Here is a 25,889-nt window from a genome sequence, read left to right on the forward strand (position 1 = left end):
AAGCCTTCAAGCTTTAGCTACGAGCAGCGAGTTTCACTCGACCCTCGTAGCTCGCGCCTCGAAGTTTTACGCTTTACTTAAATACTCTTTAAATGCGTTACCTAGAACAGGGTGGCGTTTTGAATATTCAACAAATGCTTGCATGTATCCTAGTTTATCACCGCAATCATGATAACTCCCTTTCATGTGATAAGCGTTAACTTGTTCCCAGCTCATTAGGGTTGCGATGGCATCGGTTAATTGAATTTCATCTCCTGCACCAACCGGTGTTTTTTCTAATATATCCCAAATCTCAGAAGATAAAACATATCGCCCTACAACGGCTAAATTTGAAGGGGCATCAACTAATTCTGGCTTTTCTACCATACCTTTCATGGCTTTAGATTCGCCGGCAGCTAACGCTTCACCATTAATGTCTACCACACCATATTTTGAAACGTCTTGTTCTGGTACGGCATCAACCATAACTTGGCTAGCTTTAGTTTCATTAAATAACTGCACCATCTCTGCTAAATTATCGGTTGCCAAATTTGAGTCATAGTCATTAATCATGACATCGGGTAAAACAACAGCAAAAGGATGGTTACCAACAACAGGTCTCGCACATGATATAGCATGACCTAAACCTTTAGCAGTACCTTGTCGTACATGCATTATCGTTACATCTTTAGGGCAAATTGCTTGAACTTCATCTAAAATTTGACGCTTAACCCGTTTTTCTAATATGGATTCAAGTTCAAAGCTTTTATCAAAATGGTTTTCAATGCTGTTTTTAGAAGAATGTGTCACTAAGATTATTTCTTTTATTCCAGCTGAGATTATTTCATTCACAACATATTGAATGATAGGTTTGTCAGCGATAGGTAACATTTCTTTAGGTATGGCTTTTGATGCTGGCAACATTCTTGTGCCAAGTCCAGCAACGGGTATAACCGCTTTTGTGATTCTTGATGGTTTCATATATTTCCCAATTTAGTCCGTTTGAAAATAGATTATATTCGAATTTCGCTGGAGTCAGTTCTCCACAACGAAGTGGAAATGATAGCAGAAACGGGGAACAGTTTCGAGCTACCAGTGGCGAGTAAAGATCAGTTGCGAGAATCGATGATAGTAGTTACGACTAACGATTTTAGAGCCGCGAGTTTGGATAAAGGACGAAAAATATGCTGGAAAGTAAAGGCAGCTATAAGCCATAAGCTATAAGTGGTAAGAAAAGCAGGAAAGCTCGAAACCTTCAAGCCCTCAAGCCCTCAAGTCTTAAATCTTTACTTTTGAGCTACGAGCCGTGAGTTAAACTCGAAACTCGTCAATCGCAGACTCATCACTATTATACTATGTCCGTCCACCAATCAGGATTATTTAAATACCATAAAATAGTTTTATCTAACCCATCTTCAAAGTTGATACTTGGCTTAAAATTGAGTGTTTTTTCAATTTTGGATGCGTCTATTGCATACCGTCTATCATGCCCTAACCGGTCATGAACGAAACTAATTAATTGTTCTGATTGGTTGTTATGAACACTAATTGCATTGGAATATTTGTCGATTAAAGCTTGGTTCTTACTAAATTGGAAATTCATCTTTTTACAAATTAGGTTAACGATATCAATATTGGTCCATTCATTATTTCCACCAATATTATAAACTTCTCCATATGTTCCTTTATTCAAAATGCTTTCAATGCCTCGGCAATGATCTTCAACCCATAACCAATCACGGATCTGTTTACCATCGCCATAAATAGGTATTGCTTTGTTGTTTAATATATTAGTAATTGTTAACGGGATTAATTTTTCAGGATAATGAAACGCACCATAGTTATTAGAGCAATTGGATATTGTTGTGTTTAAGCCAAAAGTTTCAAAATAAGAACGTACTAAATGATCTGATGATGCTTTACTTGCCGCATATGGAGAATTAGGTTGGTACTGATTTGTTTCCTTAAATGGCAGTTCTGACGAGGTTAGTGACCCATATACCTCATCGGTTGATATATGATGAAAATGATGTTTCTTTACATTATTATCAAACCAATACTGCTTTGAAGCCATAAGTAAATTATGTGTACCAATAATATTTGTTTTAATAAAAGCATCAGGTTCTGTTATTGAACGATCAACATGCGACTCGGCAGCAAAGTGGACTACCGTATCAATGTTGAACTTTAAGAAAATGTCATTCAACAAACTTGAATCACAAATATTTCCGTGAATAAATTCAACATTTTTTTGTGTTAATGCTGTGGCAATGTTTGCTTTGTTACCAGCATAAGTTAGCGCATCAAGAATGACTATTTTATCAGTGGGGTATCGGGTGGCCCAGTAGTTAACAAAGTTTGAACCAATAAAACCACAACCTCCTGTTATTAATAAATTTCTCATTAGAAGTTTTGTTCACTAATTAATTTTAATAAATATTCACCATAACCGCTTTTTTGTAATGGTTTAGCAATTTCTGCTAGTTCTTTGGTTGATATCCATTTACTACGCCAAGCTATTTCTTCCGGACAATTAATTTTGAGCCCTTGTCTTTTATCAATTGTCGCTATGAATTGGGCGGCGGCTAATAGATCATCATGGGTTCCTGTATCGAGCCAAGCAACACCTCGGCCAAGGTTAATTACATTCAACTGTTCTTTTTTTAAATAGTGATTGATCACATCAGTGATCTCTAATTCTCCTCTTGCGCTTGGCGTTACGTTTTCGGCTATACCTACTGCATTTTCATCGAAAAAGTATATTCCAGGGATAGCAAAATTTGACTTTGGTTTTTGTGGTTTTTCTTCAATGGAAATGGCTCTACCAGCATTATCAAATTCAATAACGCCATAACGTTGAGGGTTTGAAACATGATAACCAAATACGGTACAACCTAAACTTTGGTTTTTAGCTTGTTTTAGCAATTGTGGCAGTGTTTGCCCATAAAAAACGTTATCACCAAGGATTAAAGTGACAGGTGAGCCAGACAAGAAAGATTTGGCGATAATTAATGCTTGTGCAAGTCCATCAGGTGTTGCTTGAACTTCATATGCAAAGCTCAACCCCCATTGTTTACCGTTTCCTAATAAAGCTTGAAAACGAGGAAGATCAGCAGGGGTCGAAATAATTAGAATCTCTTTTATACCCGCTTGCATTAGCGTTGCTATCGGGTAATAGATCATTGGTTTATCATAGATAGGCATTAGTTGTTTGCTAACCACTTGAGTGAGCGGATATAGACGCATACCTGACCCACCTGCTAAGACAATACCTTTCAAATCAACCTCGGCTTTTAATTCTTATTGAAATTATAGTTATACAATATCACGGCCAAGTTTGGAGATCTCTTTTGAAATTTAAATACTTGAAGGTAATAGAAAAAGAAGGGCTATAAGGTTGGAAGGTAAAGACAGCCGTAAGCTATAAGCTATAAGTGGTAAGAAAAGCTGGAACTTATAAGGTAGTTGAAGGGTGTCGATTTATAGGTTTTACTCCTTCAAACCTTCAAACCTTCAAACCTTCAAACCTTCAAACCTTCAAGCCTTCAAGCTTTAGCTACGAGCTGCGAGTTTAACTCGTCACTCGCAGCTCGAAACTCGAGGCTGTAACTTTAACTCGTAGTTCGCCGCTCGAGTGCTCGCTGCTATTAACCCATTCACTAAACAAAATTGGGCAAAATAATACGTCACCATTATCCATAAATGTGAGTAGTGGATCTCTACATAAAACTTATTAAGGCCAATTAAGGAGTCGGAGATCACAAAGCTTATGCCGCCGAGAACAAGCCACTTATTAATTTTAGCACTTAAGACTGTGGCAATTGCCATGCTTAAAAGCACTAACATATAGACTAAAACTGGAATAAATAACTCGTTTAAATTACCGGCCATTAAGCTAAATAAGGCTAATCCAGGAATTAAATAGAGTGGGATAATTAACCAGTTTTGTTTTACCAAAGGCTTGAAGCTAAAGATAAAAAACAAGTGGCCAATCAAAAATGCGCCTAAACCAAAGATAAAGAAATGTTCATGGCCTAATGCCAGTAATATGTCACCACAGGTTGAAAACAAGAGCGCAATCAATAAATAGTTAAAGCTTTTTCCGCTGTTATCTGCCGTTTGATTATTGGCGACAAATGGAATTGACGATTTTACGATGACTTGCAGTGACACGATAAATATCAAAACCAGCATAGGTAAAATTTTAACTAACCATGAAAAGGGGTAAGGCTCTACAAAAGTGGTTAAGCAAAATATACTTGCCAGAATAATAAATAAAGCAGTTGTTTTATTAGACATTAATTAATCCTAGAAAGCTTTAAATCTTTAGTATCGAGCTACGAGCTACGAGTTTAATCTCGAAAACTCGTAGCTCGAAACTTAAAACCTTCAATCAAATACTTCAAAGTAGATTTGCTTTGCGCTTGATTCATAACCATCGGTTACCACGACGGTAATAAAAGTCGGGTCGCCATCACTGGTTGCTACTGCGTTTACAATAACCTTTTTTAAGGTATTTATACTATCTAAATCATTAACGATTTCTATAGCTGCACTGGTATTAACCACACTTAATATTTCTACAGTTTCGCCATCAGGGTCAGATAAACTTAATGAAACGCCTGTTTGTAATCCACGGTAAATGACTATCTTATCATCTGAATCTATTACCGGTTTTTCGTTTTCAAAGCGGAATTTAGTTGGAATCGTCACGTAGGATGCCGCTGGAAAATCAGCATCATCTTCTATTCTAATTTCCATATCAAACTTAGCACTTTCTGTTCCTGAAGAAACGGACTCATTGATACCTCTCACATAGTCAAACACGGCTCTTTTGCTCAACCCGAACAATTGCAATTTTTGGTCTACGTAGTTAACGGAAAAGTCATACACATCTTCTCTAAAGTCTTGAATTCTTACTTCAATTTCGTGGGTGCTGCTGTCTGCATCTTCAATGACATAATTAAGCTCGCTGGTTAAGTCATTAACAATAGCCAATTCAAATTTATCATCTTCTGTATCCTCTAATTGCTCAATGATAGTTAGAACTGGCGGGTTATTAACTGGAACCACAGTAAACGAAATCTCTCCAGGTGAAGGTAAATCAGCATCATCGCGAGCAACCACATTAAATGTGTAGGCTTGTTCCGTATTTACATTTTCAGGTGTAGTAACGGTAATAGTACCTTCATAAATAAATACATCCGCTGTCTCATTGGTATCTTCAAGTAATACAGGCGTGCTGATCTCAACGATTATATCTGGCGATACATTAGACATGGACATCACCATATCGCCACCATTTAAATCTGAAATTCGGTAATTGATGGTTAAAATTTCATTTTCATCCACTTCATCACTGTAAGGCAATATTTCTAAAATAGGGGCTGCAGGTGAACGTGGAACCACTAAAGTTACATTTTTTTCAGTTAAATTAATGCCATCAAAAGCGGTTAAGGTGATGGCATACTCTTGTTCAAAATCAGAGCTGATATCAACACAAAAACTAATGATCCCAGTATACTGATCCCATTCGTAAGTCACTAAAGCATTGCTTGATGCAGAATTTAATACCAGTGGGTCGTTATCGTCATCGGTAATGGTGACAAGTGTGCTGTTACATTCACCCGGTAATATAGAGAAGGACTCTTGTTCAAGTACAATAACAGGTGGCGCATTATCTGGGCTGATATAACGTACATATACTGAAATAATATCGGTGTCGGTTTCACCAAATTCATCTTGAACATATACTTGGATTTCACCCGCGTAATCTTCTTCTAAATCCACTGAAGAAACAGTAAGGGTGCCATCCACATAATCTAGAATTAATTTAGTTTCATCAAAGCTAAATGTTGGTTGCAAGTCAGGTTGGTCAATATCATCAACTCCAACAGATAACGAAATATTTTGTTGTTCTATAAATTGAATATCATTAGTTTCTACAATTAATGATGGGGCTGTATTTTTATAAATATTAACGTCAATTACATGTTCACGTCGGCTTTCGAATACATCTTCTAACCAAACAGTAACCTGCGTTGTAAAAGAGGCTTCAGGGCTTGATGCTGTGATAGTTAATATTGTGTCCGTGATTGACGCAACACTTTCACCGTCAATATAGGTCACCCCTATTTCAAATGGATGCCTTTCAAAGTCTTCGGTATTAAAAAACAGCTCAATGGTTTTTGTTTCTAACAAGTTGATGGTGGTCGGCAAATCAATAAACGGCGCAATATTAGGATTACCACCTAAAAAATCTAAATAGTTATCTGGAATGTATAAATGATAAGTCAGTTTTGATTCAAACTGTCCGTCACTGGCGGCTATAGTGATCTGATCGTGTTCAAGTTCTGACATATCAGTGGCCATAACATACACATATGGCTCTTCAATACGGAAAGTATAATTATCTCTTGATGAGGATACCGATATCTCTATGTCGTCGTTATCATCGTCAGAGTAAGCAAAGGCAAGCTCTGCCACAATGCCCGTTTCAGTACCGTTCATTTTCTTTATCAAACTTACTGCAACGTTTTCTTCGATATATATTTGTGGACGCGTATTTGGAGATTGTTTTACTTGTTGTGTCACTTTATGCGCGGCAGACGTTTGTGCTTGCACTAAGTTAAAAGTGTAAACATCTTTATTGTGCGCATCACTAACTTCTAATACTAATTCATTGTCCGACGCGTCAATCTCGTCGATGGTGTAAATAGTTAAATCAAAGCCTGATTCCACTTTGTTAATATGTGTTGCCACATAACTAGGTGCTGACAGAATACGATAAGAAATACGGTCACTATCTCGGTCATAAACCCCAAATGCTTTGTTTATAGTTGAATATGGCGTTATGGTTATTTCTGTGTCCAAAAGTGCGATTACTGGCACTTCTTCAGTGGTTAAATCTCTATTTTTATTGAAATAAATAACGTACATTTTTGACTCATGGATCACACCATCCACATTGGTCACCGCAATGATTTCACCATAGGTATCTTCATTACCTTCTTCAGCCGTTAGTGTAATTTGGGTTTTGTCTTTAGAGATTTTGCCCTTTACGTTATGGGTATTAAAATGGAAGGTTTCTACAATATGCTCTGCTTGTTCGTAGTTACGTTTTATATCAAACGTTATGCTTTCATGCTCAAAAATAGTTTGGTAATCAGAAGGAAAACGAATGTCATATTCCTCTGTACTTTCAGTGGGTGTGGTTGGTGTGTCTGGAGTAGGATCTGGCTCGGTATTTGTATCGGTACTTTCAATCACCGTATATTTAATTTCATGGGTGACAAACATGGTGTCACTTTCAAAACGTAAATAAAACGTACCTTCGCCTAATGTTTCTGCTGCTGTGTATGTAGCAAGGGTTAACTCGTCAGTGACGGAGACCGCTCCGCTTTCTGGTTCTTTACTGAGTTCAAAATTAACGTCAAATTCACCGGTTTTTGAAATTTGTAATGCGATATCAAAGGATTTGCCAGCTTCAACTTCAAAAGCTTCTGTACTGAAAACAACAGAAAATGTGTGGTCAACGTTTGTTTCTTTGTCACTTGAACAAGAGGACAACAGGAGCAAACTGACGAGTAAACATAATTTTGCAGTATATAAATCAAATTTAAACATATGATAACAACAACTGTTTTTTGAGTTTTTGGGGTCTAATTACTGTTAAACGCTTCAACCATAAAGGATAATTTATAAAATCTAGTTTGGTAACTATGTTACTCAAGGACTATTTGTAAATTATAGAGCAATAATAAGACTTGGATAAAAGGTTATCGGCAAAAAGCCTATTTGCTTTAAGGATGTGACGACAAAATTTACGGTGAGTCGCCTTGTAATTTTTGAGCATTATTACAAGGCGAATCTGATAATGAGAAGTTAATCTTTTTGTTGTTTGTAATAGTTTGTTTTGTAATCATTTAAAACAATATTGAGCTGCTCTAACGTTAATTCATCTTGGTCTAATTCATAATGCGTCAGAATTAAACGCGCAAGTTCAATACTTGCTTCAATATTTTCAGACACGGCGTTGGTCGCACCTAATTCACGCAATTGATGGCACGTACTGCGGTCATGTCCACGAGCGTATATCGTTAAGTCGGGTAATTGTTTATGAATCGTTTCTACTAATGTTTTTGCTGTCTCAGCTTCATTTACGGTCACGACCATATAAGCGGCGTGTTTGATACCAGCTGAATTCAACACCACAGGTTTTGTTACATCGCCATAATAGATAGGTACACCGAGTTTACTGTAATGAGCCACGGTAGCGGCGTTATCATCAATCGCGATAAAAGGTTGGTTTGCTATGGTCAGTATATCGCCAATAGAGCGCCCAACACGACCATATCCAGCAATTACTACACAATGATTGTCTGGGATCTCAGAGGCGTTATTCACCACTTTACTGCTTTTATTAAAGCGATTCGCTAAATAGCCAAGTACAGGTGTAATAAGCATACTTATTAAAACCACTAACAATAAAATATCAAACGTGTGGGTATCAAATATTTTGGCTTTTTCAGCTAGAGCAAATAACACTAATGCAAATTCACCACTTTGCGCCAATATAAAGGCAACCGCCAAACTGCGTTTTGAATCTAAATTAAACATTCTAGATAACGGATATAACAGACCGATTTTTAGAGTTAACAAAGCCGTAACTAATGCTGCAATTAATAAAGGATATTCAATGAGTTTGTCTAAATTTAATAACATGCCCATAGACATAAAAAACAAACCTAATAATAACCCTCTAAATGGCTGAACCTCAGCTCTTATTTGATGACGATATGCGGAATCAGAAATTAACATTCCAGCCAAAAAAGCGCCCATCGCCATAGATAAACCAGCCAGTTCTGCTAAATACGCAGTGCCTAGAACAATTAACACAGCTGATGCAGTAAATACTTCTGAATTAGCGGACGCTGCTACTTTATGTAAAATAGGATTAAGTAAGTACCTGCCAACTAATATCACCGCCACTAAAATAGAAATGGAGCGAACAAATGCTAAGCCCAGATGTGTGTCAGAACTGCCGTGTACTGATAACAATGGGATCAATGCCAACAAAGGAACCACGGCTAAATCTTGTAACAACAAAATGGCCACACTGGTGCGGCCGTATTCTGTATTTAATGATTTTTGATCGGTTAACAATTGCAGCACAAAAGCAGTAGAAGATAATGCTAGGGCTGGACCTATGATAATAGATGCAGGTAAAGACAAAGCGAAACCGTAATAACAAAGCGCACTAATAAGCGCGCCAGACAACAATACTTGTAAACTGCCTAAGCCAAAAACCAGACGCTTGATTTGCCAAAGGAAAGAAGGTTTTAACTCCATACCTATAACAAACAAAAGTAAAACAACGCCAAATTCAGAAATATGAGTGATATGTTCGACGTTATGGATCAGTCCTAAGCCAAATGGACCTGCGACCACACCTGCTATTAGAAAACCTGGAACCGCACCCAATTTAAATGCCTGACAAATAGGCACAGCTATAACGGCTGCGGTTAATAAAAATATAATCTCTAATATAAAGTCGGACTGCAAAATAGGTACCTATAGTTGTAATTTTAGAGTGATAGAATAGACCAAATCATAATTGTTTTCTTTGATTCATAACAACTTGTTGCGAACAAATTAACAATTTAAAGTATGAGAATAGATTTTGTCAGTTAGATACTGATTAGCAGAGAGGTAGGGTTAACAGAGAGGAGGGCGTTGAATCGGTTATCTAGAAACAATGTCAAAAAAGTCACCCCTAACTTAATTGTAAATTAGGGGGTTATATTTTATTTAGCAGTTGAGCTTCTACGATTACCTACCGCGCTAGAACCAGATCCACGAGTGTTTGTGTTTTGTGAATTTGAGCTGCGAGAACCAGAGTTTCGCGAACCAGAGCTTTGTGAACCAGAGCTACGAGAATTAGAATTTCTAGAGTCTGAATTACGTGCTCCGCCACGGCTATTAGCGTTGCGGTTATTAGAACGATTGTTTTTGGTTTCCGCACCTTCATTGTTCGGTTTATATTTTTTAGGCTTTTTGGCTTTTGGTGCTCTGATTTCTCTTGAAGGCGGTAAAGGCACACTTGGTGCAAATTCGTCATCGATCACACGTTCAATGTGTTGTTGAGTTAATTGTTCAATATCGTTGAGGTTTTTACTTTCATCGGCACAAACCAATGAAATAGCTTTACCTTCAGCACCGGCACGCCCTGTACGACCAATACGATGGACGTAATCTTCAGCAACTTGCGGTAAATCAAAGTTAACCACTTGAGGTAATTGATCTATATCGATACCACGAGCAGCGATATCGGTAGCAACAAGTACTCTAACCGTTTTATCTTTAAATCCAGCAAGGGCTTTAGTTCTGGCTCCTTGGCTTTTATTACCATGAATAGCCGCAGCACTAATATTTTTACTCTCAAGCGTTTTTGTTAAGCGGTTGGCGCCATGTTTAGTTCGGGTGAATACCAACACTTGTTGCCAATCGTTTTGTTTAATAAGTTTAACCAGTAATTTGCTTTTTTTACTCTGATCAACCGGTGTTAACCACTGTTGAACCGTTTTAGCCGTTTCGTTTCTAGGCGTTACTGAAATCTCAACAGGGTCATTGATAAGACCTTTTGCTAAGTCACGAATATCGTCAGAAAAGGTGGCTGAGAACATTAAATTTTGACGTTTTTGTGGAAGTACTTTTAAAATACGTTTGATGTCATGAATGAAACCCATATCTAACATACGGTCTGCTTCATCTAAAATTAATACTTCTAAGTCGTTAAACTTAATTGCATTTTGGCTAAACAAGTCTAATAAACGACCCGGTGTTGCCACTAAAATATCCACGCCTTTTCTCAACGCCATCAATTGTGGATTGATTTTAACGCCACCAAAAACAACATGAGAACGTAAAGGTAAATCTTTACCATAAGTTTCAACACTTTCTGCAACTTGAGCTGCAAGCTCACGAGTTGGTGTTAACACTAATGCACGTACATGATTTGATTTGGCTTTTTCGCCTTGAGATAACAAATGTAAGAGCGGTAATGTGAAACCTGCGGTTTTACCTGTACCCGTTTGCGCGGCGGCCATGACATCTTTGCCACTTAATACTGCCGGTATTGCTTGTTGCTGAATAGGTGTTGGTGTGTCGTAACCCTTTTCATTAACCGCTGTTAAGATTTTCGGGTTTAGACCTAATTCAGAAAAAAGCATATATTCTCACTATTGTAATTAATTTTGACAGAGCGTCAAAAGGCGGTGAAAGGTACAGTAATAAAGCGATAATGGCAATGTTTCTCTGTATCTATAAGCGTAAAATTGAATAAAAATAGGGCAATCCCTAGAGGGGGATTATTTATAAAAATGCAAAGACAAGGTGATAACGATCCATTACAGTGAAGAAAATGGTTAAATCGATGCAATAGGGTAATTGAGTGAGTTGGTTTGTATATATTTTACGATGTGCGGATGATTCTTTATATACCGGGATCACCACAGATAAATCTCGACGTTTAACCCAACATAATAAAGGGATTGCCGCAAAATATACACGGGTACGAACCCCAGTTGAAATGGTTTACAGTGAAGATTCACCGGACCGCAGTGCCGCCAGTAAAAGAGAAATCGCCATTAAAAAACTAACTAGGAACAAAAAGTTAGCGCTCATAAACTCAAAAAAAACGGATTAATCTCAACATAACTTGGACGTATTACTTTAGGAGTTAATGTCTGTCGCATTCAATTCAAGGCCTTAGTCACTAAAATAGCATAGTCAACTAAAGTACCATTGCGTTATTAATTGCTTATAGACCATGATGAACTCAATTATTTAAACATGAGTTGGTTTATGCAAAACATTAAAGTTAACACCTATTTGTTAATGACGTTGGTGATGGGCCTATCAGCGACATCAGTCGATGTTCAGTCAATTGAAGCCGAAACTAAAAACGTTAATACCGTCACGGATTTTACATCATTAACTCATTTTGGTGATAACCCAGGTGAGTTGTTAGCGAGTGTCTATTTACCCAAAACCAAAATGGTAAATAACAAACAACAGAATAAATTAGTTGTGTTATTGCATGGGTGTGGGCAAAACGGTGAGACTTTATCTAGTCAAAGTGGTTTGTTGGATTTAGCCAAAAGTCATCAATTTTCATTATTAATCCCACAACAAGTGAGTACGAATAATGCCACGGCTTGTTTTAATTGGTTTTCCCAACAGGATCAACAAATAGAACAAGGTGAAAGCCTGTCTATCATGAATATGATACGCACAGTGCAATCCAAGTTTAAACTAGAGCAAGTGTATATTGTTGGTTTATCTGCTGGAGGTGCGATGGCCAGTAACCTTTTGAGTCAATATCCAGGTAGCTTTGAGGCGGGAGCCATTATAGCTGGAATACCTTTTCCTTGTGCCGATAATCTGGTTAAAGCCATTTCATGTATGAAATCTGGTTCTGACCTTAGTGCAAAACAACAAGCTGACCGTATTATGGAATTAAACAAAGGCGTTAAACAATGGCCCAAGCTAACCATTATATCGGGCAGCGCTGATGGCATTGTTAATCCAAAAAACTCACTTGATATGGCACAACAATGGAGTCAACTACATCAAGTTTCAGAACAACCGCAAACACAAAAAGGCACCAATATGACCATAAGCTATTGGGGAGACACCAAAAATGTCGAGCTAATTGAGTTAGATAATATTGGTCATGGTTTTCCGGTAAATCCCAATATTGAAGGTGGAGGTACGGTAGCACCTTTTGTGGTTGCTTCAGACCTGAGCGCGGCTCAGTATTTAGTTGGAAAATGGATTAATTAAATAAAAACATGTAGTTACGTTTATCCAATAGGTTAAACCATATACTACTATCGTACAGATTTAATATGGTAAAAATTCAGATACAGTTAAAAGGTCAAAAATAATTACACACACAATTTGAATAATCGAATTTAAAAAATTAACTAATTATAAAAAAAATAAAATTAACAGGGTAGCAACATGACAAATAAAAATATCAAAATTACGAGTCTCGCTTTAGCTATTTCAACCGCGTTAGCAAGCAACGTTTTGGTTGCAGCTGAAAATGATAAAAAAGAAAAAGTACAAGGTTTAGAAGTTATTGAAGTGACCGCTCGTAAAACAGCTGAAAACATTCAAAAAGTACCAGTAGCTGTCACGTCATTAAGTGCGTCTGATTTAGCTGAAGCTGGTATCTCAACCATGACAGAAGTTCAGCAGTTTTCCCCTAACACCACTTTGCAAACAAGTCGCGGAACAAACTCAACATTAACCGCATTTATTCGTGGTGTCGGCCAACAAGATCCACTTTGGGGTTATGAACCTGGTGTTGGTATTTATATCGACGATGTTTACATGGCCCGTCCACAAGGTGCCGTATTAGATTTATTAGACGTAGAGCGTATTGAAGTACTTCGTGGGCCTCAAGGTACACTTTACGGAAAAAATACAATTGGTGGTGCTGTAAAATATGTCACTAAAGAAATGTCCGGTGACATGGAAGCTAACGCAGAATTGACTGTTGGTAGTTATGGCCAAGCGGATATGAAATTAACAGGGCAAGTACCTGTTATTAGTGACAAACTTTATGTTGGGTTTGGTTATGCAAACTTATCACGTGATGGTTACGGTGAATTCTTAAAATCAGCCATTGCTGGCCAAGATAAAGAAAACTACAACAAAGACTTAACTGCAGCTAGATTGACCCTTGAATACCATGCCAGCAATGACTTATTCATGCGTTTAGCGTGGGATAGCACGACGGATAACTCTAACGCGAAAGGCGGTTATCGTTTATTGCCAAGTATATTAACTGATGCACCAGTACCGGATAGTGTGTTTGATTCTTACACCAGCATGCCAACAGAAAACTTAGTGGAGCTTGATGGTTTGAGCTTTATGGTGAACTGGGATGTAAGTAAAGACTGGTCATTAAAATACGTGGCTTCGTCACGTGAAAGTTACTCAGATACAAACATTGATTTTGATAATACCGATTTAGATATTTTTGATGTGCCTGCAATCTATGACGACAACAATACCAGCCATGAATTACAAGCAAATTATGTTGGCGATGGCTTTAAATTAGTCAGTGGTGTGTATTTGTATGACGGCGAATCATGTGGTCATTTTGATGCCATTTTAGGTGTATTAGGTCGTTCACTAGCTTTACCTGGTTTAACTCGTGAAGTGACCGGTTGTAATAACAGCACAAGTAGTGCGGTTTATGCTCAAGGTAGTTTTAATCTAACCGACGCATTATCACTCACCGTTGGTGCGCGTTACACCAATGAAGAAAAAGAAGCTTATGTAAATAATGGCTTAGCTTACACGGGTGTTTACCCGTCTTCTGGTTGGGTACCTGGTTATGTAAGAGACCCAAGCATTGTATTCCCACAAGTGCTAGGTACCGATACCAACAATGATGATGTATTAGATGCACCTGCTAAAGCGGATTGGTCTCGATTCACCCCACGTTTGGGCGTTGAGTATCAAATGGATGCAGACACTATGTTGTTTGCAAGTTACTCTCAAGGCTTTAAATCAGGTACGTTTAATCCTAGAGCCACAGTGAATGAAATGGCTGCGGATCCAGAAATTGTTGATTCATTAGAGTTTGGTATCAAGAAAGACTGGAATAATACTTTACGTACTAACATCACTGTATTTTCAATTGACCATAAAGACCGTCAATATATTACAATCACACCATCGCCAGATGACCAAACCGTGCTCAACCAGAACTTAGGTAACATCAAAGGTTCGAGTGTAAGTGGTTTGGAAGCGGAAGTGACATATTCGGCTTCTGCTGATTTAACCTTTAATTTTGCCTTAGGCTTGTTAGATGCAAAAATTGAAGATGATCCAACGTTAGTTGGCGAATTAGTTGGCTTGTCTAATACACCAGATATGACCATGAACTTGTCGGCAAACTACTTAATAGACAGTGATTTAGGTTATTTTGTTGTAACAGGTGGTTATTACTATCGTGATGATTACATCTTGTTTGAGGACAGTGATTTATTGTCGCAAGAAGGTTACGGTATGGTAAATGTCGGTGTGAATTGGGAAAGTAATGAAGGCAATTGGTATGGTGGTTTGTACGCTAAAAACTTAACGGACGAAGAATATCAAGTTGGTGGATATAACTTTGTTGCTGATAATGGTGATGGTACGTACACACCAGGTTTAGGCGGCGACCAGACCTTAGTAGCTTATTACGGCGACCCAATGACATTACATTTAACAGTTGGTTATCGTTTTTAATTAAACGAGTTAAGACTAACAGTAAAAGTAATGGGTAAGATTATGGAACACGTTAGTGCAAACTAACGTGTTTTTTCTTTTAACATGTTTAAATCAATGTTAGTACTTACCAAAGTTTATTGATTAACAAATACCAAACTAAGGAACATTATGAGCAAAGCAACCGTTGCCATCGCTGATGACCATCCATTGTTTAGAACGGCGTTAAAACAAGCGGTCATACAAAGTTTAGATACTGTCGATATTTTAGAAGCTGAAAATGTAGATAGTTTATTTGAGTTGATTGAACAAAATCCACAATTGGAATTAGTGTTTCTCGACTTGCATATGCCAGGTAATGACGGCTTTACTGGCTTAACAAGATTGCAAAACCATCATCCTGATATATTAGTTATAATGGTGTCCTCTGATGACACGCCTGAGATCATGCAAAAAGCAATTAACTTTGGTGCCGCAGCGTTTATCCCTAAATCCGCAGATTTATCGGTTATTGCCAGCGCCGTGCAGCAAGTATTACAAGGTGAGATCTGGTTGCCTGAAGGCATTGATTTAACGGCCAATAACCAAGAATTAGAAGTTCATAAGCAGTTAGCAAAACAACTTGCACAATTAACACCGCAACAATATATCGTTTTATCACAAATAGCCGATGGCCAATTAAACAAACAAATAGCTTATGATCTTGATATAAAAGAGACCACAGTGAAAAAACATGTTTCTGCGATTTTACTTAAACTAGAAGTCACAAATAGAACCATGGCCGGATTGGTGTTTCAGCAACTTAAGTTATCTTAACCTGAAAAAAACAGCATTGAGTTAAAGTCGTTAATTGGTATTACTCGCCGAATAATTCCTATGTTAGACTGATGTTGTCTTTTGGTATTATTGGGCTTGGTTTTTACCTCGTTATTTATTTCATGGTTAATTTACGAACCTTCGTTATCGTTTTTGCTATTGTTACTCTTAGTTTGTCTGGCCCAGCGCAGGCAAATAATAGTCAGACTGATGATAAGAAAAAAGTACAAGTTGCTTCGTTACAAGAACAAAAACAAGAACAATTATTAGTCCCAAATTTCTCTGATATTAATGACCTACTTGATTACAAGACTCAGTGGTTAATAAACAAACCTGAAAATGTGCTCAAGGCATTTCAACAATTTGAATCAAACTCACTAAACACCAAACCAGAGCAACACAGTGTGCAATATACTCTGGCGTTGGTTGATGTTTATACCAGACTATCCGATTTTGATAACGCTATAACGACGCTTGAGTCGATTGGAGTGATTGACAATTTAGATGTTACTGAACAGATCAAGGTATTAGAAAAAAAGCACAAGTATCTATACTTCAAGCAAATATATTTAACGCTAACCAGTTTTTATTGTTAGCAAACCAACTGGCCACAGACAATCAATTAACTAGGCAAAGTATCTTTACCGCATTATCAATCTCTGATAATTACGTCAGATTAGCTGATGAAGTAAACGCCGTATTTTGGCAAGAGCAAGTGCAGTCTTTGTTATCGACGCAAGACGACATTGGTATGTTAATCGAAGCGTCGATTATATTAGCTAAACAGCAACAAACCTTAGGGTTATATTTAACGGCGACTAAAACTTTAATTCATGTCATTGATTTAGTCTCAGCACAAAACTTCTATAATGTTGAAGCTAGTTTACGTATCCAGCTTAGCCATAATTTTAAGACCGCAGAGCAATACGTAAATGCGGAACAAGAATTAGAAAAAGCTTATAAGTTAGCGGTTAAATCTAGAAATCAACAACAGCAATTGATGGCGATTGTTAACTTGATTGATGTGTACATAATTCAATCTAAGTATGATGATGCACTGCCGTTGTTAAAGGCGGCAGAAAGATTAGAACGATTTTTTACATCGGCAAAAGATCAAAGGGCATTTGCATTAGTCAAAGCACAAGTTTTAGCTGGGACCTCACAATATAGCCAAGCGTTAATTATTCTAGATAAGATCAATACCGATGACATATTGGCACCACCTGAAAAACAAAAAATAGCTATCGATATATTAACGTTAAAATCAAAATGGTTAATGTTAAGTGGTGCTAAACAACCCAGCATTCTAGCTTTTGAGCAGTTGCTAACTAAATCATTAACGTATCAGCAACACACATCAAATTTAAAGTTAGATTTTGTTATGGCTAATTATCAACATGATCTCGAACAAGCAAAACAAGATGTAATTCAGCAAAAGTCTTTAACTGAAGAAGTGAAACAACAAAACTTAGCATTGGCTGAGAGACTATCTAATTTTAAAGTTCTGTTATTGCTTAGCTTTGTAGCATTAATTGCTGGTGGTTATTTTATCTATAAAAGGCTACAGCCTAAACGTACAGAGTTTCAGTTTATCGACCCTATTACCGGCGCTCATAATCACAGTTACTTTGTCAAACATGTAAATAGACTGATGCAAAACGACATGCCATTTAGTTTAGTTATGTTTGATGTAGATAATATGCGGATGATTAATCAAAAGTTAGGGCACGAATTGGGTGATAGGTTATTAACTCAAATTGTTGAGCGCTTGGGCGTTCGTTTGGGGAGTAATAAGTTGTTAGTTAGGTTGTCAGGTGATCGATTTATCGTCATTGCGAAAAATTTTAGCTTAAATCAGGCATTTGCACTGGCGGAAATCTTACGAAAAGAGTTAAATAGTAATAAGTTTTATGTGGACAATTTGGGCATTAATTTGTCTGCTTCATTTGGTGTTACTTGTCATTATGAAAATAAGACAATTGATTCCATGAAAGATGAAGTTCAAGACGCGCTAAATAAGGCAAAAACCAAAGGCGGTAACATTACCCAAGTAGTTGGTTTTTGTTAATAATAATTAGAAATAAAAAGGTTTAGGCAATGACAGAGGCAACTACGACCATAAGTAGTGACGGAATAGAACAGCTGCCATTAAGAAAATTCACGGAAGAGGCGTATTTAAATTACTCCATGTACGTGATCATGGACAGAGCACTACCTCATATAGGTGATGGTTTAAAACCAGTTCAACGCCGGATCATTTATGCAATGTCTGAGCTGGGATTATCCTCAAACGCTAAATATAAAAAATCTGCCCGTACCGTTGGTGACGTTTTAGGTAAATATCATCCGCATGGTGATAGTGCCTGTTATGAAGCTATGGTGTTGATGGCACAGCCGTTCTCGTATCGTTATCCGTTGGTAGACGGTCAAGGTAACTGGGGTGCCGCGGATGACCCTAAGTCATTTGCCGCGATGCGTTACACCGAAGCGCGTTTATCTAAATTTAGTGAATTGTTATTGTCTGAAATTGGTCAAGGCACCAGTGACTGGATCCCTAACTTTGACGGTACAATGGACGAGCCTAAGATACTGCCGGCGCGTTTACCTCATATTTTATTAAATGGGATCACCGGTATTGCGGTTGGGATGGCAACTGACGTACCACCACATAATACAAGAGAAGTTGCTGAAGCTTGTATTCACCTCTTAAAAGAACCTAACGCGACGTTAGAAGATTTAATGGGTTATGTAAAAGGCCCTGACTACCCAACTGAAGCCGAAATTATTACGCCATCGGCGGATATCGCTAAAATCTATGAGACAGGTAAGGGCAGCATTAAGATGCGTGCTACTTACGTGGAAGAGAATGGCGATATTATTATTACCGCATTACCGCACCAGGTTTCAGGCGGTAAAGTGCTAGAACAAATTGCTGCACAAATGACCTCGAAAAAGTTACCTATGGTAACGGATTTACGTGATGAGTCTGATCATGAAAACCCAACTCGTATTGTTATAGTCCCGCGTTCTAATCGGGTTGATATTGCCCCAGTTATGCAGCATTTATTTGCATCAACCGATTTAGAGAAAAACTACCGTGTTAATTTAAACATGCTTGGTCTAGATGGTTTGCCTAAAGTTAAAGGGCTTAAAACTATTTTAACTGAGTGGTTAGAGTTTCGTCGTGATGTCGTGACTCGTCGCTTAAACTTCCGTTTGGAAAAAGTATTAGCACGATTACATATTTTAGAAGGTTTATTAGTTGCCTTCCTGAATATTGATGAAGTCATTGAAATTATTCGAGCACACGACAAACCAAAACCCGTTTTAATGGAAAAGTTTGGTATTTCTGAAACTCAAGCTGAAGCGATTTTAGAGCTGAAATTACGTCAGTTAGCTAAGTTAGAAGAAATGAAAATTCGTGGTGAGCAAGACGAATTAGACAAAGAACGTGAACAGTTAGAATCGCTATTAGGTTCACGCGTCAAAATGAATAACTTGTTGAAAAAAGAAATAGCAGCGGATTCTGAAAAATACGGTGATGATAGACGTTCACCTTTAGTGGTTAGAAACGAAGCTAAAGCTATTTCTGTAAAAGACTTAGTACCAAGCGAATCAGTTACCGTTGTTATCTCTGATAACGGTTGGGCACGTTGTGCTAAAGGCCACGATGTTGACGTGGAAAAATTAAGTTATCGTTCAGGTGATGGATATAAATCTTCAGCCAAAGGTAAGAGTAATCAGCCAGTTGTGTTTATTGATAGTTCTGGACGTAGCTTTAGTACCGATGCACATTTGTTACCGTCGGCGCGAAGTCAAGGTGAGCCATTAAGCGGCCGCTTTAGTATAGTTGCTGGGGAAACATTAGAACACGCCATCATGGCAAAAGAAGAACAGAAATATCTAATTGCATCTGATGCGGGTTATGGATTTATTTGTACTTTTGCCGATATGTTAACGCGTCAAAAAGCTGGTAAAGCCTTGGTGCGTTTGCCAACAGGAGCGAAGTTAGCCTTACCGCAAAAAGTATCAAACATAGATACGGATCAGTGTTTAGCCATTACCAATGAAGGGCGAATGTTGGTCTTCCCATTAAAAGACTTACCTATGTTAGCCAAAGGCAAAGGCAATAAGATCATTAATGTGCCATCTGCTCGTGCGGCGAGTCGCGAAGAATATGTGACTCAAATTACGGTAGTGCCGGAAAGTGGCATGGTGGTATTACATGCTGGTAAACGTAAGCTTACCTTAAGTCAAAAAGACTTAGAGCATTATCAAGGTGAGCGTGGTCGTCGAGGTAGTAAGTTACCAAGAGGGTTACAACGTGTTGATTTAGTTGAGATTGAATTTAAAAACCCAGCGGATCAACCGGATGAACCAGAAGACGAACCAAATTCATTTTTGGGTGAATAATAAGAATAAATAAGGCATTTTATTCTATAGATTTAAGCTCTTATCTTTATAAGAGCTTTTTTATTACTTGTATAAAATTTAAATGTTACTGCTGTAGCATGAGTTTGTTACAATGCCGCCTTGAATTTTTAGGAGCTTGAGTTTGTGTTGGCAATAATTAGATTATTTTTAATGGCAATTTTTTTCATCTTGTCATCTGTGTTTTTGTTAAGTTACTTAATTGTAAGGCCATTTCGTCGAAATAATGTAAAAGTTGTTGCTAATGTTTATGGTTGGTTTATTCGATTTTTGGGGATTAAAGTCGAAATAAGAGGCCTTGAAAATGTGAAAGACCATCCTGTTGTTTATATCGGTAATCATCAAAACACCTACGATATATTTACAGTGGCCAATGCAGTACGAAAAAATACTGTGAGTGTTGGTAAAAAAGCCTGAAATGGGCGCCGTTTTTTGGTCAGGTATATTGGTTATCGGGAAATATATTAATAGATAGAGGTAACCGTACTAAAGCTCATGGCACCATTGGCCAAGCCGCTGCTAAAATTAAAGACAAAAAAATATCCGTTTGGTTGTTTCCAGAAGGTACTCGTTCAAACGGTCGTGGTTTATTAAAGTTTAAGTCAGGCGCATTTTATACTGCTCAAATGGCGGGTGTGCCAATAGTTCCTGTTGTCATCAGTACTACACATAATCAAATTAAATTGAATCGCTGGAATAATGGTAAGTATATTATTGAGTATCTTCCAGAGATCATGATTGAAAATGACGATAAAGTGACTATCAGAGATGCGGCTAATAATGCCCATGAACAAATGAAAGTTAAATTAGCAGAGTTAGACGCAGAATTAGTTGACGTTAACGCTTTTGATAAGAAATAGTACGTAACACACGTAGGAAAGAAAATGGATAATAAATCAATAGATTGGCAAGAGTTTACCAGCGATATTGTTGAGCAGTTAATTGAAGATGGTTCAAATGAAGAAGCCATGTACGGCATTGAGCATCACTTTGTAGCAATGACGGCTGAAGACGCAGATGTAGCCATGCAAAAAGGCTTTTTGAATGGTTGGGACATTTCAGAATTAGAGCAAATGGAAGAAGAAGACGGACAGATAGTATTTTGTTTTGATGTTGAAACAGAATGCCCATTAGATGAAGACATTATTGATGAAGAAGTTGCTATCATGCTTGAGTTTGCTAGTAGTCATAAACTGGAATATGAAGGGTGGGGAACACACTTCGAAGAATAATTATATTCTGTTTTAAATAAAAAATGGCGAGTCAGTTGACTCGCCATTTTTGTATGTAAATATGATTAACCTTGCGCTTAATTATATCTTTAACGGTTTAGTTGTTAATAATCGGACAAGGTTATTGGCCAATTAAATCAAGCTGCCAGGTGGATTTATGTTGATCAAACCCATGTTTTACAAACTCGACAAAGTCATCATTAATTAACGGCTTACTAAAGTAATATCCCTGAATTAATCCGCAATTAAAGGCATGTAATATCTTTAATTGCTCCAATGTCTCAATCCCTTCAGCAACGACTTTTAAGCTCATAGATTCGGCGAGCACCATAATTGCTTTTACGATGGCTTCGTCATTTTCATTATCTGCGATATCAATAATGAATGAACGGTCAATTTTTAACGTATTTATTGGGAATTTCTTTAAATAACTCAATGAAGAATAACCCGTACCAAAATCATCAACCGCAATGGTTACGCCCATGTCTTTTAAGTTTTGCAAACGTATTATGTTGTCTTCAACGTCAGACATGATGGCACTTTCAGTCAATTCCAATTCTAATAACTCAGGGGTAAGCCTGATTCGCTCAGAGCCAGTTTAACTTTTTCAATTAAGGCTGATTGCTTAAATTGAACACTGGAAACATTGACTGAAATACGACAAGGCATGCCATCGTCTAACCAACGTTTAGCCTGAAAACAAGACTCTCGTAATATCCATTCCCCTAGTTCAATAATCAAACCTGATTCTTCAGCTAAAGGAATAAACTCTATTGGTGAAACAACGCCCAATTCTGGATGTCGCCATCTCACCAAAGCTTCCGCTTTATTTACGCAATTGTTTACTAAGTCGACTTGTGGTTGGAAATGTAATTCAAACTCTCGATTCTCTATGCCGGTTCTCAGATATTCTTCTAGTTTTAAGTGCTCTAAACCTTTGTCATTTAAAGAATGGGCATAAAAAGAATAAGTCCGTCGGCCAATTTCTTTTGCTTTGTACATCGCAATGTCAGCGTGTTTCATTAATTCGTTTACTGAATTACCGTCATCTGGATAAATGGCGATACCAATACTTGGTGTTACCATTACTTCATAATTTTCAATCTTAATTGGCTTAGAAATACTGTCGATAATTCGTTGAGTGATGATGGCAATTTCTTCAGATCCTTCAACTTGACTTAAGAATAGGGTGAATTCATCACCGCCAAGTCTTGCTATTTCACTATCGGGTTTTGCTACATCAGAAGTTCTTGCGACCATATCGCTGGTACGAATACAGCCATTTAAACGTTCTGCAATCTCTTGTAACACCAAATCGCCATACTCATGACCTAAGGTGTCGTTTATCCGTTTAAACCTGTCTAAATCAATAAACATAACCGCAGCTTGATAATGGCCTCGTTTTGCTAATGATAAAAACTTCTCTAAGCTTTCGTAGAAACTCTGGCGGTTTGGTAAACCGGTTAATGAATCATAATAAGCAAGTCTGTGCAGTCGTTGTTCGTGAGCAAGTTGACGCCTAACTTTCTCTTTTTGTTGCTGAACTAATAAATAGACAGAAGTAACCAGCACTAATATATAAGTTAAATATGAATACCATGTGCGCCAAAGTGGTGGTAACACTTCAATTGGAATAACAAGCTCATCACTCCAAACATTATCATTATTACTTCCTTTAACTCTTAGGGTGTAATCCCCATCATCTAAATAAGAGAAAGATATTTTGTTATTGGTCCCTAAGTTAATCCAGGTATCGCCCAATCCTTCCATTTTATATTGGTATTTATTATTTTCAGGTTTAGTGAAATCTAAAGCGGCAAACTCAAAATCAACAATGGTTTTATTATAGTTTAGCGCTAATACGCCGTCTTCCCTTAATTCTTGATGGATAGGACGTACTACATTGGACTGACTGTACTTGGTAAGACGTAAATCAGGTTTGTGATTGTTAATCGGCACGTTTTCCGGTTTGAAGGTATTAAATCCGTTTGAGCCACCAAAATACATGCGGCCAGTTTTATCTTTATAAAATGCACTGCTGTTAAAGTCGGTACCCTGTAATCCGTGAGTGGTATTAAAGTTGATCACTGCAAAGGTTTTGCTATCTATTCTAGACAGCCCCTTGGCATGGCTAACCCAAATAAAGCCATTTTCATCCTCTAACATGCCATAAGTGAAATTACTGGCTAACCCATGTTGTGTCCCAATATGCTCAAAAACAGTTATGTTTTTGTCTAATTTAGCTTTATTGAGTCGAGCGATTCCTGCATCTTTGGTAGCAACCCAAATGTAATCTTTCGTATTAAGTACACCAAATATATCGTCACTAATCAGTTGAGCTTTTTTATTTGGTTGAGCTAAAAATTGAGTGATCTTTTTACTCTGGTAGTCATACTTGAGTAATCCACCATCTCGAGTAGCAATCCAAATGTTACCTTTTTCATCTTCAGTCAAATCAACGATATATATACTAATTGGGAAGTCTTTTATAGCTGATGGAAGTGTAACAAGTGAAAATTTTTCAGTGTTTCTATCAAAAAGATTAAGCCCTCCGCCATAAGTGCCAACGGCTAATTGCCCATTAGAAAGTTGCAGAATTTTACTTATGGCATTTTCACTAATGGAATCAGGATTATCATCATCATGTGAATAAACTTTAAATGTTGTAGACCCTTTTGTTCGTAAATGTAAACCACTTCGTAAAGTACCTACCCATAAGTTATCTGCATCATCAACTAATAAACTCATAATATTATCTTCTTGCAACGTATCTGTTCGTTGAAGGTTGGCCAAGATAGTCTTAATGTCATGACTATTATTAGATAATATATTTATGCCACCATTCCATGTACCTATAAATAACTCACCAGATGAATCTTTTGCAAAGGCCATTATCGAATTACTGCTTAATGCTCGATATTGACCATTTTTACTAATATGAGTAAAGTAATTTAACGATGCGTTCCATCGGCTAATACCAGATTGAGTTCCAACCCAAATAACACCTGCAGAGTCTTGCATTAATACGGAAGTTCTATTGCTTATCAAACTGGAATTACGTGAGGCTTGGTGCAAGGTACGAGTGAAAGCTTTACCATCTTCGTTTAATTTACATAGGCCATTTTCCGTAGCAAACCACATTGTGCTGTTGTTGTCTTGCATTATGCTATTTACATAATTGGCACAAAGACTATTTTCGATTTGAGCATTAAATATATAATGTTTTGTCACTTCTAATTTCTGATTTAGAACAAAGACACCTGCATCTTCCGACCCCACCCAAACGTGATTGTTTTTATCTACAAATAACGTTCTTATTTTATCACTAGGAATAGATAACTTTGTTTTTAAAGTTAATTGCTTGTAACTAGACTTATTTGCTTGTTTGAGCTTTAATCCATTTTTTGGAGATGCTATCCATAAATTATCATTTTGATCAAAAGTCAAATCAGAGACTGGATTATTCTTAATTGTTACATCAGATTTTTCATTCAAATAAGTTGAGAACTTAGCTGTTTGGATGTCAAATTCTGTATAACCAGAAAATTGACTAGCAAATAATAGATTTCCATTTGGAGCTTCCGTAATAGCAACATAGCTAGTTCCATCAATACCATCGATTCCTTTAGCTGAATTATAATTAGTAAAGCCATCAATTTCCGGAATATATAGATGAAAACCACCACTACTAGCAGCCCATAACCGACCTTCTGAATCGATATATAGATCCCAGATCCAGTTATTGCCTAAACTCGTTTCAATGCCAGGGGAGTGAGTATAGGTTTTAAAATGTTTGCCATCATAACGGGTTAATCCGTCCTGGGTCGCAATCCAAATATAACCCATATTGTCTTGAACTATGGCATTAACCGCAGGATGAGGTAAACCATGTTCCGCAGTAATGTGATTGAAGAAAATATTATTATTAGCTTCGTTTAACCATGTATTTGAAATGGCAGTTGAAGAAAAAATAAGTAATAAAACAGGTATAAAACGTTTTTTTATTATTAACTTGAAAGATGAAATAGAGAACAACATTAAATAACCACTTTATTATTTTTATTCGGGGTTAAAGCTGTACTAGTTTATAACATAACGCCAATTCAGTGTCACTGAATGCAAGCTTGTAAAGTGTAAGTA

General features: G+C 37.3%; 15 protein-coding genes and 2 pseudogenes. 9 read left to right on the forward strand and 8 right to left on the reverse strand.

Annotated elements, in window-relative coordinates; all coding sequences use genetic code 11:
* Positions 1-66: 66 nt before the first annotated feature.
* The 7 genes from galU to RT723_RS16665 form a co-directional block, all read right to left on the reverse strand.
* Complete coding sequence (gene galU, locus RT723_RS16635) at positions 67-960, reverse strand: UTP--glucose-1-phosphate uridylyltransferase GalU (protein WP_315948272.1); 894 nt, start codon at positions 958-960, stop codon at positions 67-69.
* Positions 961-1,327: 367 nt separating this feature from the next.
* Positions 1,328-2,383 (reverse strand): dTDP-glucose 4,6-dehydratase, encoded by a 1,056-nt coding sequence (gene rfbB / locus RT723_RS16640; RefSeq protein WP_315948274.1) that lies wholly within the window; start codon positions 2,381-2,383, stop codon positions 1,328-1,330.
* Complete coding sequence (gene rfbA, locus RT723_RS16645; protein WP_315948275.1) at positions 2,383-3,258, reverse strand: glucose-1-phosphate thymidylyltransferase RfbA; 876 nt, start codon at positions 3,256-3,258, stop codon at positions 2,383-2,385. Before rfbA ends, rfbB begins: the two co-directional genes overlap by 1 nt.
* A 300-nt stretch (positions 3,259-3,558) precedes the next feature.
* Complete coding sequence (locus tag RT723_RS16650) at positions 3,559-4,278, reverse strand: lysoplasmalogenase (protein ID WP_315948276.1); 720 nt, start codon at positions 4,276-4,278, stop codon at positions 3,559-3,561.
* Between the two features lie 90 nt (positions 4,279-4,368).
* On the reverse strand, positions 4,369-7,605 hold the full coding sequence (locus RT723_RS16655) for a hypothetical protein (RefSeq protein ID WP_315948277.1): 3,237 nt from the start codon (positions 7,603-7,605) through the stop codon (positions 4,369-4,371).
* A 258-nt stretch (positions 7,606-7,863) separates the two neighbouring features.
* The gene (locus tag RT723_RS16660) at positions 7,864-9,543 is read right to left on the reverse strand and encodes a monovalent cation:proton antiporter-2 (CPA2) family protein (protein ID WP_315948278.1); all 1,680 of its coding nucleotides are present in this window, start codon (positions 9,541-9,543) and stop codon (positions 7,864-7,866) included.
* Between the two features lie 242 nt (positions 9,544-9,785).
* A complete protein-coding gene (locus RT723_RS16665) occupies positions 9,786-11,210 on the reverse strand; it encodes a DEAD/DEAH box helicase (protein ID WP_315948279.1) in 1,425 nt (474 codons plus the stop codon).
* Between the two features lie 221 nt (positions 11,211-11,431).
* Here RT723_RS16665 and RT723_RS16670 point away from each other — a divergent pair, with 221 nt between their 5' ends.
* From RT723_RS16670 to rraB, 9 genes and pseudogenes are all read left to right on the forward strand, one after another.
* On the forward strand, positions 11,432-11,686 hold the full coding sequence (locus RT723_RS16670) for a GIY-YIG nuclease family protein (RefSeq protein ID WP_315948280.1): 255 nt from the start codon (positions 11,432-11,434) through the stop codon (positions 11,684-11,686).
* Between the two features lie 158 nt (positions 11,687-11,844).
* Complete coding sequence (locus RT723_RS16675; RefSeq protein WP_315948281.1) at positions 11,845-12,825, forward strand: extracellular catalytic domain type 1 short-chain-length polyhydroxyalkanoate depolymerase; 981 nt, start codon at positions 11,845-11,847, stop codon at positions 12,823-12,825.
* A gap of 180 nt (positions 12,826-13,005) precedes the next feature.
* Positions 13,006-15,291 carry a TonB-dependent receptor gene (locus RT723_RS16680; RefSeq protein WP_315948282.1) on the forward strand — a complete coding sequence of 762 codons (2,286 nt, stop codon included), beginning with the start codon at positions 13,006-13,008 and terminating at the stop codon, positions 15,289-15,291.
* 150 nt (positions 15,292-15,441) lie between these two features.
* Positions 15,442-16,086 (forward strand): response regulator, encoded by a 645-nt coding sequence (locus tag RT723_RS16685; protein ID WP_315948283.1) that lies wholly within the window; start codon positions 15,442-15,444, stop codon positions 16,084-16,086.
* A 71-nt stretch (positions 16,087-16,157) separates the two neighbouring features.
* Positions 16,158-16,682 (forward strand): hypothetical protein, encoded by a 525-nt coding sequence (locus tag RT723_RS16690; protein WP_315948284.1) that lies wholly within the window; start codon positions 16,158-16,160, stop codon positions 16,680-16,682.
* Positions 16,676-18,154: a GGDEF domain-containing protein gene (locus RT723_RS16695; protein WP_315948285.1), complete on the forward strand. Its 1,479-nt coding sequence runs from the start codon at positions 16,676-16,678 to the stop codon at positions 18,152-18,154. Before RT723_RS16690 ends, RT723_RS16695 begins: the two co-directional genes overlap by 7 nt.
* A gap of 29 nt (positions 18,155-18,183) precedes the next feature.
* On the forward strand, positions 18,184-20,499 hold the full coding sequence (gene parC / locus RT723_RS16700) for a DNA topoisomerase IV subunit A (protein WP_315948286.1): 2,316 nt from the start codon (positions 18,184-18,186) through the stop codon (positions 20,497-20,499).
* Between the two features lie 144 nt (positions 20,500-20,643).
* Positions 20,644-21,377: pseudogene (locus tag RT723_RS16705) on the forward strand (1-acylglycerol-3-phosphate O-acyltransferase).
* Positions 21,378-21,401: 24 nt separating this feature from the next.
* Positions 21,402-21,749, forward strand: coding sequence for a ribonuclease E inhibitor RraB (rraB, locus tag RT723_RS16710; protein WP_216053455.1), 348 nt, complete (start codon positions 21,402-21,404; stop codon positions 21,747-21,749).
* Between the two features lie 121 nt (positions 21,750-21,870).
* Here rraB and RT723_RS16715 read toward each other — a convergent pair.
* Positions 21,871-25,787 (reverse strand): annotated as a pseudogene (locus RT723_RS16715) (EAL domain-containing protein).
* Positions 25,788-25,889 lie beyond the last annotated feature (102 nt).

This window comes from Psychrosphaera aquimarina, assembly GCF_032461525.1.
Lineage (GTDB): Bacteria > Pseudomonadota > Gammaproteobacteria > Enterobacterales > Alteromonadaceae > Psychrosphaera > Psychrosphaera aquimarina.